The organism is Acinetobacter sp. YH12069 (assembly GCF_013419675.1).
Classification (GTDB): domain Bacteria; phylum Pseudomonadota; class Gammaproteobacteria; order Pseudomonadales; family Moraxellaceae; genus Acinetobacter; species Acinetobacter amyesii.
This window is the reverse complement of the sequence record NZ_VOZS01000017.1, coordinates 24,933-42,158: the sequence shown is the minus strand read 5'-3', so window position 1 is coordinate 42,158 and position 17,226 is coordinate 24,933. Positions and strand designations below refer to the sequence as shown.

Annotated in this window: 18 protein-coding genes; 7 read left to right on the top strand and 11 right to left on the bottom strand. The window is 42.1% G+C overall.

From position 1 onward, the window contains the following. Nucleotide 1: 1 nt before the first annotated feature. Entirely contained in the window at nt 2-1,102 is a 1,101-nt protein-coding gene (gene lptF, locus FTU16_RS12660) for an LPS export ABC transporter permease LptF (protein ID WP_180049869.1), read from the bottom strand. 167 nt (nt 1,103-1,269) lie between these two features. Here lptF and FTU16_RS12655 point away from each other — a divergent pair, with 167 nt between their 5' ends. The 4 genes from FTU16_RS12655 to FTU16_RS12640 all read left to right on the top strand — a co-directional run bounded on the left by FTU16_RS12655 (nt 1,270) and on the right by FTU16_RS12640 (nt 4,157). Then, entirely contained in the window at nt 1,270-2,718 is a 1,449-nt protein-coding gene (locus tag FTU16_RS12655; RefSeq protein WP_111884849.1) for a leucyl aminopeptidase, read from the top strand. Beyond that, nucleotides 2,711-3,118: a DNA polymerase III subunit chi gene (locus FTU16_RS12650; protein WP_180105633.1), complete on the top strand. Its 408-nt coding sequence runs from the start codon at nt 2,711-2,713 to the stop codon at nt 3,116-3,118. The genes FTU16_RS12655 and FTU16_RS12650 overlap by 8 nt, the downstream gene beginning before the upstream one ends. Nucleotides 3,119-3,157: 39 nt before the next feature. Continuing rightward, a complete protein-coding gene (locus tag FTU16_RS12645; RefSeq protein WP_180109854.1) occupies nt 3,158-3,796 on the top strand; it encodes a hypothetical protein in 639 nt (212 codons plus the stop codon). Nucleotides 3,797-3,938: 142 nt separating this feature from the next. Next, the gene (locus tag FTU16_RS12640) at nt 3,939-4,157 is read left to right on the top strand and encodes a hypothetical protein (protein ID WP_180035948.1); all 219 of its coding nucleotides are present in this window, start codon (nt 3,939-3,941) and stop codon (nt 4,155-4,157) included. A 62-nt stretch (nt 4,158-4,219) separates the two neighbouring features. On the opposite strand, the gene FTU16_RS12635 is transcribed toward FTU16_RS12640, so the two are convergent. From FTU16_RS12635 to glnK, 7 genes are all read right to left on the bottom strand, one after another. Next, nucleotides 4,220-4,765 carry a VTT domain-containing protein gene (locus tag FTU16_RS12635; RefSeq protein WP_078189460.1) on the bottom strand — a complete coding sequence of 182 codons (546 nt, stop codon included), beginning with the start codon at nt 4,763-4,765 and terminating at the stop codon, nt 4,220-4,222. Between the two features lie 112 nt (nt 4,766-4,877). Beyond that, nucleotides 4,878-5,537 (bottom strand): riboflavin synthase, encoded by a 660-nt coding sequence (locus FTU16_RS12630; protein ID WP_078192598.1) that lies wholly within the window; start codon nt 5,535-5,537, stop codon nt 4,878-4,880. 33 nt (nt 5,538-5,570) lie between these two features. After that, entirely contained in the window at nt 5,571-6,863 is a 1,293-nt protein-coding gene (locus FTU16_RS12625) for a DNA adenine methylase (RefSeq protein ID WP_078189462.1), read from the bottom strand. Beyond that, complete coding sequence (ribD, locus tag FTU16_RS12620) at nt 6,860-7,963, bottom strand: bifunctional diaminohydroxyphosphoribosylaminopyrimidine deaminase/5-amino-6-(5-phosphoribosylamino)uracil reductase RibD (RefSeq protein ID WP_180163397.1); 1,104 nt, start codon at nt 7,961-7,963, stop codon at nt 6,860-6,862. The genes FTU16_RS12625 and ribD overlap by 4 nt, the downstream gene beginning before the upstream one ends. A 36-nt stretch (nt 7,964-7,999) precedes the next feature. After that, nucleotides 8,000-8,458, bottom strand: a complete 459-nt coding sequence (gene nrdR / locus FTU16_RS12615; protein WP_067763170.1) for a transcriptional regulator NrdR — start codon at nt 8,456-8,458, stop codon at nt 8,000-8,002. Between the two features lie 138 nt (nt 8,459-8,596). Then, entirely contained in the window at nt 8,597-10,003 is a 1,407-nt protein-coding gene (locus tag FTU16_RS12610) for an ammonium transporter (RefSeq protein WP_180004703.1), read from the bottom strand. 61 nt (nt 10,004-10,064) lie between these two features. Beyond that, nucleotides 10,065-10,403, bottom strand: coding sequence for a P-II family nitrogen regulator (gene glnK / locus FTU16_RS12605; RefSeq protein WP_067763174.1), 339 nt, complete (start codon nt 10,401-10,403; stop codon nt 10,065-10,067). A gap of 278 nt (nt 10,404-10,681) precedes the next feature. Between glnK and FTU16_RS12600 the strand changes: the two genes are divergently transcribed. Together FTU16_RS12600 and FTU16_RS12595 are read left to right on the top strand one after the other, a co-directional pair. Continuing rightward, entirely contained in the window at nt 10,682-10,909 is a 228-nt protein-coding gene (locus FTU16_RS12600) for an accessory factor UbiK family protein (protein WP_078189551.1), read from the top strand. Between the two features lie 66 nt (nt 10,910-10,975). Beyond that, a complete protein-coding gene (locus FTU16_RS12595) occupies nt 10,976-12,466 on the top strand; it encodes a YifB family Mg chelatase-like AAA ATPase (protein ID WP_180163396.1) in 1,491 nt (496 codons plus the stop codon). Nucleotides 12,467-12,509: 43 nt separating this feature from the next. Here FTU16_RS12595 and FTU16_RS12590 read toward each other — a convergent pair whose 3' ends face one another. Further along, nucleotides 12,510-13,247, bottom strand: a complete 738-nt coding sequence (locus tag FTU16_RS12590; RefSeq protein WP_180163395.1) for a TorF family putative porin — start codon at nt 13,245-13,247, stop codon at nt 12,510-12,512. Nucleotides 13,248-13,643: 396 nt separating this feature from the next. Continuing rightward, the gene (locus FTU16_RS12585; protein ID WP_180163394.1) at nt 13,644-14,420 is read right to left on the bottom strand and encodes a TorF family putative porin; all 777 of its coding nucleotides are present in this window, start codon (nt 14,418-14,420) and stop codon (nt 13,644-13,646) included. Between the two features lie 716 nt (nt 14,421-15,136). Between FTU16_RS12585 and FTU16_RS12580 the strand changes: the two genes are divergently transcribed. Then, nucleotides 15,137-16,471, top strand: coding sequence for an OprD family outer membrane porin (locus FTU16_RS12580; protein WP_180163393.1), 1,335 nt, complete (start codon nt 15,137-15,139; stop codon nt 16,469-16,471). Between the two features lie 103 nt (nt 16,472-16,574). Here FTU16_RS12580 and ppa read toward each other — a convergent pair whose 3' ends face one another. Continuing rightward, nucleotides 16,575-17,111, bottom strand: coding sequence for an inorganic diphosphatase (ppa, locus tag FTU16_RS12575; protein ID WP_168378239.1), 537 nt, complete (start codon nt 17,109-17,111; stop codon nt 16,575-16,577). Between the last annotated feature and the right edge of the window lie 115 nt (nt 17,112-17,226).

Sequence of the window (17,226 nt, the reverse complement as noted above, 5' to 3'; positions counted from 1 at the left end):
TTTAAGACCTCACTCGCTGAATTTGTTTCTTAATTTTGGGCGCTAATTTTTGTTTACGCGAGAACAATGCTGCTGCAATGCCGTAAATCACTAAGACCAGTGGATAAGCCCAGATGCCCATTTCATCTTTACTGATCCGCGTTTTGATCGCCATTAAAGCCACGATTAAACTGGCAAAAATAAGTAAGGCGGGGAACAGTTTTAGGTAACGCCCTTGACGAGGACTTACCTCAGACAAAGCGGTGGCAAGCAATAACGCCACCAAAATAGCGAACGGCACAAAAATTCGCCAACCAAGTTCACTGACAACCACGGGATCATGACGGTTATCCCATAACTTCGAGGTTGGCAAAGCTTCTACTTCGGTACTTTCAAATTTTGCTTCTTTATCATTTTCTAAACGTAAACGATAACTTTGGAATTCAGCTTGAGAATAGCGCGGTTGTCCTGGATAGATTTCGTAACGGCGACCTTCAACTAAATCAACGACATTGGCATTGTCATCGGGCACTTCAACACGCGTGGCTTCTTTCGCCAAAATAATGACATCGGGTTTACCCTCTTTTTCTGCACGTTGATAGAAGAAAATATCTTTTAAGTTTTTACGGTCTTCTGACAAGTCGCCTGCATAAATAGTATAGGGCCCAGAGGAAATAAACTCTTTCGGTCGAACCAAGTCAAAGCCTGTTCGTACAGCTTGTGAAGTCGTTAATGCTTCAAACTGACGGATGCCCCAAGGCGACGCCCACAGCATCAAAAATGCTTGAACAGCCATAAAGACCACGGTCATCGGCACCAATAAACGTGACAATTGATTACGACTGACACCGCTACCATTGAGCACAGCCATTTCATGATCGACATACAGACGACCAAAGACCAACATCAGACCAATAAAGAAACCGAGCGGAAGAATTAAGGTTAAAAATTCAGGCAAACGGTAGCCAATGATGCTAAATAAAATACTTGCATCTAAACGGCCCTGAGCCGCCACACCAAAGTACTTGATCAAACGACCACCCATCATGATCAAGGTCAATAAGGCAATCACAACCAGTGATGTCGACACCACTTGCTTGACCAGATAACGCCGAATAATCAAATTAATTCTTCCAAAAATAGGGCCAATAAAAACTAGCGTTAGTTTACCCGAATGTAGAAAATATAAAACCTATACCCTTGTTGCTCATTGAAACTCTATTCATATAAATGTTTCAATGGTTTAATGGTTTAATGGTTTATAAATTTAAAAAGGCATAAATACCGCACATGAAACTTTCTATTAATACGTCATTCCAAGCGAATGCGTCCAGCCAATATTTGTTGATATTAGTAGATTCTGAGCACGTTACAAATGCAGCTACTTCATATCAAATCAATGATTTAGATAATTTAATTGAAGCAACTCAATTTAAAGCGGCACTCAATGAAAGCCTGCCTTTGGTGGCGAACATTGCCGCTTGTCGCAATAGCGCTCTTTTAGGCCTCGGCAAAGTTGCTGAATTACAGGTCAATAAATTTGCAAAAATTGCACAAACCATTATTAAAGCGTCACAAAAAAAATTCAAACAGATCAGTGTCGATATCTCTGCCCTACCACAAGAACAACATTATTTATTTGCACTTAGCCTGACGCAAGCGGCTTATGCATTTGATGAATACAAGTCTAAGAAAAATGAATTTGTTTTGGAGCAGATCCATTTAATCGCTACTGAAAGTCCATTAACCACTGCACAGCTTGAATTAATTTCTGCAGTGCAATCAGGTCAAAGTTTTACTCGTGACTTAGGTAACCGTCCGGGCAATATCTGTTTTCCTGAATATTTAGCCGAACAAGCTCAAGCACTTGCAGCTGAATTCCCAGATCAACTCAAAGTGACTGTACTCGATGAACAGCAAATGGCTGATCTCGGTATGGGTGCTTTCCTTGCTGTGAGTAAAGGTTCTGACCGTCCAGGCCGTATTATTACCATCGAATACCTTTCAAACCGTGAAGAAGCCCCTGTGGTGCTTGTTGGTAAAGGCGTGACTTTTGATACTGGCGGTATTTCACTTAAACCAGGTGCAGGCATGGACGAAATGAAATTCGACATGTGCGGTTCTGCTTCGGTATTGGGTACCATCCGTGCGCTGTGTGAAGCAAAACTACCGATTCATGTTGTTGGCGCAATTGCTGCTGCAGAAAACATGCCGTCTGGTCATGCCACTCGCCCGGGTGACATCGTGACAACCATGAGCGGTCAAACCGTTGAAATTTTAAATACCGATGCCGAAGGTCGTTTGGTTCTGTGCGATACCTTGACCTATGTAAAACGCTTTAACCCTGCACTGGTGATTGATATTGCAACCCTCACTGGTGCATGTGTTGTGGCATTGGGTTCAGTCCTTACCGGTATGTTCACTCCGGATGATGAACTTGCGGCTGAATTGACTGCTGCAGGTCAACATAGCTTTGACCGCGTATGGCGCATGCCCGTAATTGAAGATTATCAAGAACAACTTGATTCTCCATTTGCAGATATTGCCAACATTGGTGGTCCAAAAGCAGGTTCTGTAACAGCTGCATGTTTCCTTCAACGCTTTACGCGTGAATATCGTTGGGCGCATTTAGACATTGCTGGTACTGCATGGAACTCAGGTGCAAATAAAGGCGCAACAGGTCGTCCTGTGCCATTATTAATGCAATTCTTAGCGAATCGTGCTCAAGCGAATGGCTAAAGTTAGCTTTTATTTATTTGAAAAAAGTCCTGAACGACAAGTCGAAAGCACTTGTCGTTTATGCCGTAAGATCCTGCGTCAGCCTGTACGTATTTGGCTACATTGTGCTGACCCAGACTTACAGCAACAACTTGATGAACGCCTGTGGAGTTTCGATCACACAGGTTTCATTCCCCATGGTATCGATCAAGCCGAGGCAACGGTCTGTATTTCTGCCCAATTGCCTGAGCAAGCCGACTGGATTGTGTTTAATTTTAACGATCAAGCACTTGAACAGTTCGTGAGTTTTAGTCACATTATCGAAATTATTGAAAATAACGAACCCGCTAAAATTATCGGGCGTGAAAAATATAAACAATATCGACGTTTGGGCGTTCAACCACAGACCCATAAACTTTAACGTGATATTGGTTTTACCCTATTTGCAAGGAGATGCACCATGGCATTGAATGTCGGTCCAGACTTTAAACAGCGCTGGTTAAAAGTACCTGAAGCTATTCGTCAGACCTTTATTGATGACCTTGGTCGCGTTTGCGATGTACTCAATCCCAGTACAGACATTCAACAATGGCTGGTCAATGACCAACAGCAACAGCAAGTGTCTTTTGACAAAATTGAGTCTGCTTATGAAGATTTGAAAGCACAGCTGATTGAAGATGCTCGTATTCGCAAACAATTGGCTTTAGAAAAAGCCTTAGAAGAAAAACGTGAAGCTGAACAAGCCTATGCAGAACAACTGAGACGCGACGAAGAGTTACGCTTTGCTGCACAAACGCAAGCGCTCACCATGATGCAGCATAATCTTGATCGTGAAGTACAACACTATGCCGCTCGCTATCATAAAAACCCTGAAACGAGTTTAGCGGGATTAAGTCAAAGCTTATCGGTCAGCGAAGGACAAATGTTGTCAGAACTTGAAAGTGTACGCGTGCGTTTGGAACTTGAAGCAGAAACGCAAATCGAGATGGCCGTCAGTGATTTCCGTGCAAAATTGAAAGCAGCCGCACAAGAAGAAATTGACTATATCTTAGAAAACTCTAATTTTTCGACAGAATCTACATCGTCCCAAGCATCTTAAGCTGTCGATCGAAATCTGGTCACTGTCATTAAACTGACATGTATTTGCAACATGATGTTCATATGGCTGAAGCATTGTCCCTCAAAATACAATGCTTCAGGCATCCTAAAAATATAATCATGCATCCAGATGGGAATTCAATATGGACATCATTCACCAGATTACCCAGAAAATATCCTCTCTATCTGCTGGAGAACAATGGGACATTCGTGCCAAAGATCTTTGGCTGAGTCATTCAGACTTTCATAGTATTTCGGTGTATCTCAGCCGTGAATCAGAAAAAGGTGGTTTTAGCATTCAGCAACTGCCCCGCAGCTCGATTTTTCAAACCCTTGATGTGGTGACCGTTACAAAACACTAAGTTGTCATCGACTCCATAAAAAAAGCCCACAACAGTGGGCTTTTTTTATGTCTAAGTTTGGCTTAGACCAAATCTGCAACTGCAGAAACGGTATGTCCTAGGAAATAACCAATACCAAGTAATAATCCAATCCAGATGAAACCACCCAGCACGTTATAGAACATAAATGTACCGAGGCTCATGCGCGCAGACCCAGCGGCAAAAGGCGCAAAAGAACGTACAAAAGGTACAAAGCGTGCGACTAAAATCGTTTTACCGCCATGCTTCATAAAATATTTATTGGTTTTGACCATATATTCGGGCTTAAAGTAACGTGTGTGCTTATTAAAGTACTTAATGCCTAACACGCTGCCCGTATAGTAATTGACGCAGTAGCCCAAGACCGATGCGACAAATAACATCAGCCCCATGGTGTGTAAATGCACCACTTCCGTCGTAGAGCATAATGCGCCAATGGCAAGCAACAGGCTGTCTCCCGGCAGGAAGAACATAAATACTGAACCCGTTTCTGAAAATATCACCAGAAATAAAATGGCATAAATCCACACACCATAATTTTCCAATAACATGGGTAACCACTGTTCCAGATTCAGTAAGAAATCAATCATTATCACCTGTCTGATTATTCATCATATATGTCATTCCGCGACGCATTATCACCAAAAATAAAAAAACAGTCTAATTTTTCAATCAGACTGTTTGGTTTTCTTCGGTATCAACTTATTTCAAGAAGCCATTTTCAGCGAGAAAATCTAAGCTAATTTTCGATTGCGCTGTGGTCTCAGCGGCTTTATCACCGAGCAATAAACGCTCAATATAACGTGCTAAAACATCCACTTCCAAGTTCACTTTAGCCCCAGCTTTCCACGTACCGATATTGGTTCGTTCCGCCGTATGCGGAATTAAATTTAAGCTCAGCACATTGCCACGTAAATGGTTAATCGTCAGGCTAATACCGTCTACGGTCACAGAGCCTTTTTCCGCTAAATAGCGTGCAATTTCTTTCGGTGCGGTCACTTCAAAATAAATTGAACGTGCATCTGAACGAACTTGAGTGATTTCACCCACTGCATCGACATGACCACTGACAATATGTCCACCAAAACGCGTAGTCGGCAACATGGCTTTTTCCACATTCACCGCCTGCCCTGCTTTCCAGTGTTCCAAGGTGGTACGATTTAAACTTTCACGTGATACATCGGCTGCATACCAATTACTGCCAAAGTCGATCACGGTTAAGCAAATGCCATTGGTGGCAATAGAATCCCCCAAATGCACATCCGACATGTCTAAATCTGTCTGGATACGCAAGCGGACATCGCCACCCACGTTTTGAATGCTTTCAACTTTACCTAGACTTTCAATAATGCCTGTAAACATGTTCAATCCCTGAAAAATATGGGGCGATGATTTTTACCACAAATCAAGTTGCGTACTCACACCAGAGGTATCGACACCACCCAATTCTGCAAAATGGTGCAATTGACTCAACAACTGACGGATCGGTGGACCTGATTTGGCATGCGTATCCGTGATGACAATAAACTCTAGTACGCGTGCACGTTCAGACTGACGCTGCTTACTCACGCGGTAACGTGGTACATCTTGCGTCAATAAGCTTACTCGGCCACGTTTTAAATTGGCTTGTAACAAATCTGTGGCGCTGATATTACCATCGGTTGAATAGCTCGTCAGGATGTAACGTGCATTGATGGTTTCTAATAATTTTTCATAAGCTTCTTTCGCATGCTTCGAAGAATTATATGGACTTGGACGTTCCTTACGCCATGCACGGTCGATTCCACTCTTAAAGCCTTTGGTATCTGGCGTTGGTAAATCCACCTGATCCCATAACGTTAAGGCATTCAACACATGGTAGTTACTGCTGTAAGCGTGCTGGTTATACGGTGGATCGAGATAAGCCACATCCACTTCAAAGCCACTCATTTGATTGGCCAAATGCTGTGCGTCGACACACCACATTTCAGCGGCGGGTTTTTTCGGATCACCAATTTCACAAAAACGACTTGGAGTCAGCCATAACAATGAGCCGATACGATCCAAGGCCGCTTGGGTTTTACCGCCCCAACCATGATGGAAGCTTTTAAATACACCGCTGGTATTACTGACAAAACTTGCTGAGTACAATAACGGCGCTAACAAAGCACTCATTTCCACATCATCAATCGCGCCTTGAGCCTGCCAAGTTGCAATTTGCTGACGAATCGCATCGATACGCATACCGTTACGGCGTTTAAAGAATAAGCGGTCACGTGCAGGATCGTAGATTTCATCATTACGTGGACACAAGTTATGGGTCACCCAACCTTTAACTTCTGGCAAACGGTTCAGATAATCAATGGCTTTCTGATAGCCACCCAACTCTTTAAACGCTGGTGCTTCAACACAAGAGAGAATCGCGCTGTTCAAGGCATGGCTGTAGGGTTCCCAATCATTGGCAATAACACGATAGCCGTTTTGACGTGCCAACCGTGACACTACACCCGAACCTGCAAAAAAGTCAGCAAATATCGGCGCACGACCATCTTCGCGTTTTAAGGTTCCCGTTTGCTCAAGTGCTTCTAAAATCAGATGTAATAGACGGCGTTTGTTTCCCAAATAAGGAACCAACTGATGGAAAAGATATTCGTCTGTGGTACGAGCCGCATGACGACGTTTGTGATAAACCGTAGACTCTGAATTCATAGCGTCTCTTGAGAAGGGATTAACCTTAAGCGGATGTCATCACCCAATTGAGTGACATCTTTCAGCTTAAATCGAAGCTGCTCTGCCATGCGGTCAAATTCCGCATTAAACATCGCACGTGCTGACTGACCCAACAAGGTCGGTGCAACATAACTGATCATTTCATCGATCAAATGTTCTTGTAAGAAAGCGGTCGAAAGTGTCGCACCGGCTTCCACAAGGACATCATAAATTTGGAACTGTTGAACGCATGCTGCTAACAGATCGGCCAAAGGCTGAATTTCAAATTGTACCACGCCCAAGTCAGCAAGTTCCTGACGATATGGCCCCATGACCATCACGGTTTCAGGTTGCTGCAATATTTTTGCGCTTAATGGCAAGCGGCCTTGACGATCTAGCACGATACGTTTCGGCTGAACCACGTTACGCATGTCAACAGCGTCATCGAGCTGACGTACGTTGAGTAAGCAATCGTCGGCTAATGCCGTTTCAATCCCAGTGATTACGGCACCAGAGATCGCACGCCAATGCTGTACATCTTGTCGCGCCATCGCACCCGTAATCCACTTAGACTCACCCGAGGCCATGGCAGTACGCCCATCCAGGCTCGATGCGACTTTGAGACGGACATAAGGCATGCCCGTCGCCATGGCTTTTAAAAAGCCCAAGTTCAATTGATGCGCTTCTACTTCACAAATACCTGTAATGACTTCAATGCCAGCATCACGTAGGATTTGTACACCTTTACCCGCAACCAATGGATTCGGATCGGGACATGCTACAACGACTTGAGCAACACCTGCTTCTACCAAACCTTTGGCACAAGGTGGCGTACGTCCATAGTGTGCGCAAGGCTCTAAAGTCACATAAGCGGTTGCGCCAAGTGCGGCCTCACCTGCATCACGCATTGCAAAGACTTCGGCATGCGGCTGACCCGCTTTGGGATGAAAGCCTTCACCAACCAATTGACCGTCCTTGACAATTACACAGCCCACATTGGGATTGGGACGAGTGCTGTATTGCCCCTGCTGTGCCAATGCAATTGCACGCCGCATCCACTGTTGATGCTGCTGCAAAGGCACTTGATCTAACTCAGACATGTAATCACTCATGATAAAAATGGAAGCAGATGTGCATTAGTGCTCACGCTGCTGCATTTGTTCAATTTGACGACGAAAAGCTTCTACATCTTGGAAGTCTTGATACACAGAAGCAAAACGTACATAAGCCACATGATCTAAAGCAAACAAAGACTGCATGACAATTTCACCAATGGTGCGTGATTTCACGTCACGTTCACCCAAACGGCGAATTTGCAATTGAATATCACTGAGTACCGTTTCAATTTGCTCTTGCGTTACTGGACGCTTTTGCAAGGCATGCATGAGCGAGCGGCGGAGCTTGGCTTCATCAAAAGGTTCACTCTTTGAATCAGACTTGATGACACGCGGCATCACCACTTCATAGCTTTCAAAAGTTGTAAAACGTTCACCGCAACTAATACATTCACGGCGGCGGCGTATCTGACAGCCTTCAGCAGCAAGACGTGAGTCAATCACTTTACTGTCTTCAGCGTTGCAAAATGGACAATGCATAGCGGTTAAATTGAACAAATCCGAATGGATTTAGAGTGTAGCAAAAAATTTGAAATTTGTAGAGCTTTACGCTAGATATGGAAAAAAAACAGCCCTTTCGGGCTGTTTTACACAATATATTGATTTACTGTGATCTTATTATTCTACACGTTCACCATGTTGACTTAAGTCTAGACCCATACGTTCGTCATCAGCTTCAACACGGATGCCAATCACTAGATCAATCACTTTCAAGATAATGAATGTCATCACTGCTGAGTAAGCAATAGTCGCTAGTACGCCTTCGACTTGAACCCATAATTGATGCATTAAGTCGCTCGGTGCTTTATCACCCATGATGAATTCGCTGGCAAAGAATGCTGTAAGGATCGCACCCACGATACCACCGACACCATGTAGACCAAACGCATCCAAAGAGTCATCCGCTTTCAACGCACGTTTCAGCGCAGTAATCCCCCAGAAGCAAACCACACCACCGATCAGACCCATCGCTAAAGCACCACCAACTGTTACGAAACCTGCCGCAGGTGTAATCACCACAAGACCTGCTACTGCACCAGAAGCACCACCCAAAACAGACGCTTTACCACGAACCACTTTTTCAGTAATTAACCATGCCACTGCTGCTGCCGCTGCTGCAACTTGTGTTACCACCAATGCATAACCAGCCGAACCATTTGCACCCAGTGCAGAACCACCGTTGAAACCAAACCAACCTACCCATACAAGGCTTGCACCGATGACGGTTAAAGTTAGGTTATGTGGCGCCATAGATTCACGGCCAAGCCCCATACGTTTACCAAGCATGTACGCTGCAACGAGACCCGCAACACCCGAGTTGATGTGAACTACTGTACCACCCGCAAAATCAAGCGCACCGTCGTTACCTAACCAACCACCGCCCCATACCCAGTGAGTAATTGGTGCATAAACCACGACACTCCAAATTGCGATGAACGCAACAAAAGCACCGAATTTCATACGTTCTGCAATCGAACCACTAATAATGGCAACGGTAATAATGGCAAATGTCATTTGGAAAATAACAAAAAGAATCTCTGGAATCGTACCCGTCAACGCTTCTGTAGTGATACCCGACAACATAAATTTGTCTAAGCTACCGATAAAGGCATTGCCTTCACCAAATGCTAAGGTATAACCCACAATCACCCACGTTAAACTCACGACACCCGCAGCAACAAAACTGTGTGCCATGGTGCTGAGTACATTTTTCTTACGGACCATACCGCCGTAAAACAATGCTAAACCGGGAATTGTCATAAGTAGAACAAGTGCAGTGGATACTAAAATCCATGCTGTATCACCTGTATCGAGCTTAGGTTCTTCTTCTGTAGGTGCTGGTTCTGCAGGTGCTGGCGCTGCTTCAACTGGAACTGCAGCTTCTGTTGTATTTAGCGTTGTTGTATTTGCAGTATCAACTACTGTGACTTCTTCTGTAGGTGCTGTTGCGCTTTCTTCAGCCCACGCAACAGAACCACCTAAAAGTGCACTGGACAAGCCGAGTGCAATTAGCATTTTTTTCATTCGTATCCCCCGACCTGATTTTCTGAGTTATTAGCTACTCAGCAAACTTCATGCCAATTTTTTAAACGGCATCTGCACCTGTTTCACCAGTACGGATACGGATGACTTGTTCCAGATTGCTTACAAAAATTTTACCGTCGCCAATTTTTCCTGTGCTTGCAACACGAGTAATTGATTCAATTACGGTATCGACCATTTCATCACTGATTGCGATTTCGATTTTTACTTTTGGTAAGAAATCAACCACGTATTCAGCACCACGATAAAGTTCAGTGTGACCTTTCTGGCGACCGAAGCCTTTAACTTCAGTGACAGTGATCCCTTGAACACCATTTTCAGAGAGTGCTTCACGCACGTCATCTAATTTAAAAGGTTTTACAATTGCAGTTACGAGCTTCATGTTTTGTTTTCCTTCGGCTTATTTCACCTGTAAGGTTTTATGTTCAATTTTCATGCCAATATGACTACAGTCGGGGGAAAATAGTCAGCCCAGCATGAGATTTCTTTATAACCTATTTTATACGGATAATCTTGCGTATGCTTATAAAAATAGACGTTTTTACTAGAAGAATTACGATTTTACTGATCGATTAAACGCATATTTAAATAAAAGCACTATGGTCATGAATGTGGCGATGTTAAACTGCTGCCACCAATTCACTGAGGATGGTCAAAACAATGATTGAAACCTTATTACAAGCGATATTAGAACAAATCGATCAGCCGAAAAAAGACGTCGAACATAATCTTCGCAGCTTACTCAATGAAGCTGTGAGCAAAATGGATCTCGTATCTAAAGAAGAAATCGAACGCCAACGTACTGCACTGAATAATGCCAATTTACGTTTAAATGAATTGTTGAAACACGTCGAAGAACTCGAACAAAAAATTCAGAACAAAAAATAAGCACCTTTTTAGTGCAACAAAAGACGCATAACGATTAAAAATAATGCACCATAACGGAACAATAATATGTCTTTTGCCAAAATCTATACTCGGGGTTTGCTCGGCTTAAATGCACCCCAAATTGAAGTTGAAGTTCATGTCAGCCAAGGCCTACCGTCATTGACCATTGTGGGCCTACCTGAGGCCGCCGTCCGTGAAAGTAAAGACCGTGTCCGCTCTGCGATTATTAATAGCGGCTTTCAGTTTCCGACCAAACGTCTGACCATTAATCTAGCACCCGCAGATTTACCCAAAGATGGTTCACGTTTAGATCTCGCCATTGCTTTAGGGATTCTGATCGCGTCGGGACAACTTCCTGAAAATGCAGCAGATGGTTTTGAATTTATTGGAGAATTGGCACTTGATGGTTATTTACGACCTGTCAGTGGCATCTTAAGTATAGCCATTGCCTGTCAGCATATCGGGCATCATCTGATTCTACCGGCACTCAATGCCGATGAAGCGGCGCAACTGCCGGAGTTCCAAGTCTTTCCTGCTCAGCATCTTAAGGATGTATGTGAACATTTGAGTCGTTCAGCCTTAATCAGCAGCCACCCCTCGACATCGTCAGCCAATCAACACAGTTACCCTTTTGATTTATCTGATGTGAAAGGTCAACTGAGACCACGTCGTGCTTTAGAAATTGCGGCGGCTGGCGGTCATTCCCTGCTATTTCGTGGCCCTCCAGGCACAGGTAAAACTCTACTCGCCTCGCGTTTAGCCAGCATTCTTCCGCCCTTAGATATGCAAGAAAATTTGCAAGTCGCGAGTATTTATTCCATTGCAGGTGCAAATCATCATTTTGGGCAGCGTCCATTTCGTGCGCCGCACCATACTGCGTCTGCGATCGCCCTCGTCGGAGGCGGATCAAATCCTAAACCGGGTGAAATCACCTTGGCACATTTAGGAGTTTTATTTTTAGATGAGCTGCCTGAATTTGATCGAAAGGTGTTGGAGGTATTACGGCAACCACTCGAATCCAAAGAAATTGTGATTTCACGGGCTTCTCGTCAAATCACCTTCCCTGCAAATTTTCAATTGATCGCAGCAATGAATCCTTGCCCATGTGGCTATGCCTTCAACCAAGACAGCCGCTGTCAATGTAGTGCTGAAAGTATTAAACGCTATCAAAACCGTATTTCAGGTCCATTATTAGATCGTATTGATTTACATATAGATGTCCCGCCACTAGCAGCACATGAATTACAAAGTTCGCAAGAGGTTGAAAGCTCAAGTACAGTTAGGCATCGTGTCATTCAAGCTTATGAGTTACAAATAGATCGCCAGCAAAAATCCAATATGGCACTGACGCCGACGCAATTGGAGCAACAAGCAGTTTTGGATGCTACTGCACAGAATATTTTACAGTTAGCCCAGCAGAGAATGAATTTATCTGCGCGTGCCTATCATCGGGTGTTACGTGTTGCCAGAACCATTGCCGACTTGGCTCAAAGTGAACACATTAAAGCTCAACACGTTTCTGAAGCGCTGTCCTATCGAAGCCAACTCAATGCTTAAAAAAATGGCGACCTAAGGTCGCCATTTTTAATGCTCTTTAAAATTAGAATTCGTATTTCAAACCAAATACGACTTTATTCTTTTGTTTTTCATCCGCACGGTCATAACCACCAACTGTGTAATTCATGCTTGCGGTAACACCTGTATCTGCTAAAGGCTTGCTTAGACCAATATCAAAGTGACGGAAACCAAAGCTTTCTGTTGTTCCTAAATTATCTTCAAAATCACCTGAATCTTGATATGCATATAAACCAAGCGCGGTATCTAGACTGAAGTCTTTAGGAAGTGCATAGCTATATGATGCTTTGATATAAGTATCACCTGCATTACCCCATGAAACATCTTCAAGCAAAGTTTGCGCTGTTAAGCCAAAATCTTTATAGCTTAGCCCAAGCATTGTTTCTAAACCGTTTGCATCACTTGTATCAATATCATAGTAATAGTAGTAAGTTAGACCTGCTGTGTAACCAAGATCATCATTAATTGAACCGTTATAGCCCGCATAAAAATCATTTTCAAAACCATTCGGTAGGTCATCACCATAGTTTAATGTTGAACCCCACCAACCTGCATAGAAGCCTGATGCATGGCTATAATCCAAACCACCTTGGATTGTCGCATCTTTATTTTCAGGCACATTGGTAATACCACGTAAATTATAGCTAGACAGTACGCCGATATTTCCAGATACAGAATGCTCAGAAGCAGGTGCTTCAGCAAAAGTAAACGTCGATGCTGCTCCTAGTACAGCGATTGATAAAGCTTTAAGTACAAATTTCATGGTTTGTTCCCCCACATCGTGCGACGACGTATTTTTTGGTTATTTCGTTGAACTCAATGAGGTATTAGCAAGCGCTGTGCCATGTTTAAAAATAAGCGCATATTTTTTTTATAAATGTCTCGATTTTGGCTTAATAAAAATTAATATAATATTGTTTTTATTTACTATTTTTTAATATTTATATTTAACGATTTTTCTCTACGATTTTTTTTAGAATGCCGATTGTTAACTATTCAGATTATTTAAATCTTCGGGTTGATAGTTGTAACAGGATTTTAAAAATGCGCTTTTTTGAGTATATTTTTTCTACACCGATCTCAAAAATGCATAAAAAAAGTGCACAATCACCATTATGCACTTTCAAGAATATGACCGAATACGGTCAACTCGTTAATGTTAGAAAGAATAGGTCAATCCAACCACAACGTTATCGTCTAATTGCTCGCCTTCACGATCTTTACCGCCCCATACATAGTCAGCAGCAATTTCAAATCCAGTATCCGCAATCGGTTTACTCAAGCCTAAACGTGCTTCAGTGAACACCACATCTTCTGTGGTTGTTAATAGGCTATCATCACGACTGTCATTAAAAACAGAAACACCAAGCGATGAATTTAATGAAACATCATAAGGTAATGCATAGCTATAAGCAGCATTCAGATATACATCTCCTGCGTTGCCATAATTAACATCAGACAACAATACAGCCATGCTTGCAATTAAATCTTTATAACTTATGTCCTGAATAAATTCGACGCCCGTTGTGCGACGCTTTTCAGAGCGGTCATCGTTATACACTGAACCGCCACCTTGATAGACATAAGCCATCACTTGTGACTTATAGCTCCAATCTTCATTCAGTTCACGTCCATATCCAACATAGAAATCATGTTCAAAACCATGTGACTGACTGTCGTCCGTAGGGTCATAGTTGAGTGTAGACCCCCAATAGCCCGCGAACAGCCCACTGTTGTGTGCATATTCAAGTCCGGCTTGTAATGCAGCTTGATCATTTTCTTCACTCGCACGGTACACATATTTGTTTACCACGCCCAAACTTCCAGACCAATTCCCTTGTGCAGTTGTGGCTTGTTCAGTTTGTTCTGCAAATGCAGGGACTGTACCTAGGGTCACTAAAATACTTAAAATTGCTTTTTTATAAAATTGAATCATGTTTAGTCCCCACATCGGATCGATCGTGGATTGGGTTGAGTAAAATTTAGCGCCGATTTTAATCGATTTTACCGCACTGTATAGCCCCTTTTTTCTTATTTTGATCAATTAAATCATTTAAAAACAAAGGTAAGATTATATAAAATAGTAAAAAATAAGCTTTTGATTCATAAAATATCTTTTATCGTGTTCCAGTCTTTAACAATGATTTAATGTTTTAATTTATATGTATTTATCACGATTATTATCATCTTTTATTGAGCTAGATTTTTAAGGAAAACATTTCTGACGACTTCGCTAAAAGTCATTCTCTATTTACTAAAAATACGCCAACAGTGCTTACTTAGCCTGAACATTGATGCCATGCACCTCAGCAGTTTTTATACTTTTTGATCAAAATACCAATTTAGATTCAGCACAAATTGTCGCGAAGAGTAATGATAAATCAGCAAGTTAAATGAAAGTTTTTACCGTTTTTTATATTTTTTTATGATAAGCAATGAAGAAACTTCTCTTTAGCTTAATATATATTCAATTTAAATAAACTATTTGTTAAACAACAATAACATACGAAACATTTGCTTATTACAGATTGACCGATGATCTGAATGTTTTCTAACTTTAGTGTAATAAGCGCATTAAAAATAGTGATTTTTTTAAGAAAAAATATACAATCGCACTACATATTAACCAAATTTGCATGAGGCTCTCTCCCAATGCTTAAAGCTCAACAACTAACACTTGCAGTATTAGTAAACGCTGCTCTTATTTCTACTGCTTTTGCTAGCGAACAAAGCGAATCTAAAGGCTTTGTGGAAGATGCCGAAGGCTCTGTATTATTCCGTACAGGTTACATCAACCGTGACAAAACCAATTACATTGACAATGATACTGGTGCAGTAAAACGAGTAACAGATACCAGCTCAGCTGCTCAGTCTGCGATTGTAAAACTTGAATCTGGTTTTACAAAAGGTATTATCGGTTTTGGTGCCAATGTTACTGGCGATGCTTCATTCAAATTAGGCAGCAATGATAATGCTGGCAATGGCATGATTCCGCTTCATAACGGCGGAGCTAAAGATGCAAATGGTGATGTAGACGCCTATAACCATTGGGCGCGTGGCGGAGCTAGCGTTAAAGCACGAGTATCAAATACAACTGTTGAATACGGTACCCAAGTTCTAGATCTTCCTGTACTTGCGTCTAATACAGCACGTATGGTTCCAGAATATTTCACTGGTGTTCTTGCGAAAAGCCGTGAAATTGAAAATCTAGAATTGGTTGCTGGTAAATTCACAGAGAATCAATATTCAGATCAAATCAATACTGATGGCCGTCATCTAGATAATGCAATCGTTTGGGGTGCAAAGTACAAATTTAACGATCAGCTTAATGCATCTTACTATGGCTTAGACAGTGAAGATGCGCTTGAACGTCACTACATCAATGCAAACTACACATTGCCTTTAGCTGAAAAACGCTCTTTAAATGTAGACTTCAATGGCTACCATACTGAATGGGACGAGCAAGCTGGAACTTATTCTTCAACAATTGGTAATAAAAATGTTGACGGCCGCAGCAATAGCATCTGGTCTCTTGCAGGTACATTAAACCAAGGCGCTCACTCAGTCATGCTGGCTTACCAACAAAATACAGGCAACACTGGTTATGACTATGGCGAAAATGCTGATGGCGCACAGTCAATCTATGTAGCTAACTCATACTTATCTGACTTTGTGGGGAACCATGAAAAATCGGCACAAGTTCAATATAACTTAAACTTTACTGATTATGGTGTGCCAGGCTTGAACTGGACTTCTGCATTCGTTTATGGCTGGGATATTAAAGTCAACAATTCAGCAAAAGAAGGTCAAGAGCGCGAATTCTTTAACCAAGTGAAATATACTGTTCAATCTGGTTTTGCTAAGGAAGCAAGCTTACGTGTACGTCATTCTTACTACCGCGCAAGTGATAACTACCAAGCTGGTAACTATATCGGTGATACAAACGAATGGCGTTTATTCTTAGACATCCCTGTGAAATTATTTTAATTTCGCAGCTACTCTAAGATAGCGAAAAAAAACCTGCACACTGTGCAGGTTTTTTTTATGAGCATCGTTTTCATATAAAAGCGATGCTCAGCTTAAAACAATATTATTTGTTCGCAGCTTGGTAAGCTTCAATTGAGCTCAGTACTTCTTGTTTCGCAACATCAGCACCTTCCCAACCACTTAACTTAACCCATTTACCAGGCTCTAAGTCTTTGTAGTGTTGGAAGAAATGCTCAATTTGATTGATCAACAATGCAGGAAGATCGGTATATTCTTGAACATCTTTATAAAGCGGAGTCAATTTGTCGTGTGGAACAGCAACAAGTTTTGCGTCAACACCACCGTCATCTTCCATGTTCAATTTACCAACAGGACGGCAACGAATTACAGAACCTGGCTCTACTGGATGTGGAGTTACCACAAGTACGTCTAATGGGTCACCATCCAAAGATAATGTATTTGGAACATAACCATAGTTCGCTGGGTAGAACATTGCAGTACCCATGAAACGGTCTACAAATAACGCATCAGAATCTTTATCGATTTCGTATTTGATTGGTGCTGCATTTGCAGGAATTTCAATAATGACATAGATGTCGTTTGGTGCATCTTTACCCGCTGGGATATTGCTGTAGCTCATAGCATCACTCTTTAAACAAAGTTAAATCTTTTAATCCGGCACAATTATAACGGTTTTATCGCTTTTTTTGTGATTTTAGCGATCATGCTGATAATTTAATCATCAAGCAGAACAT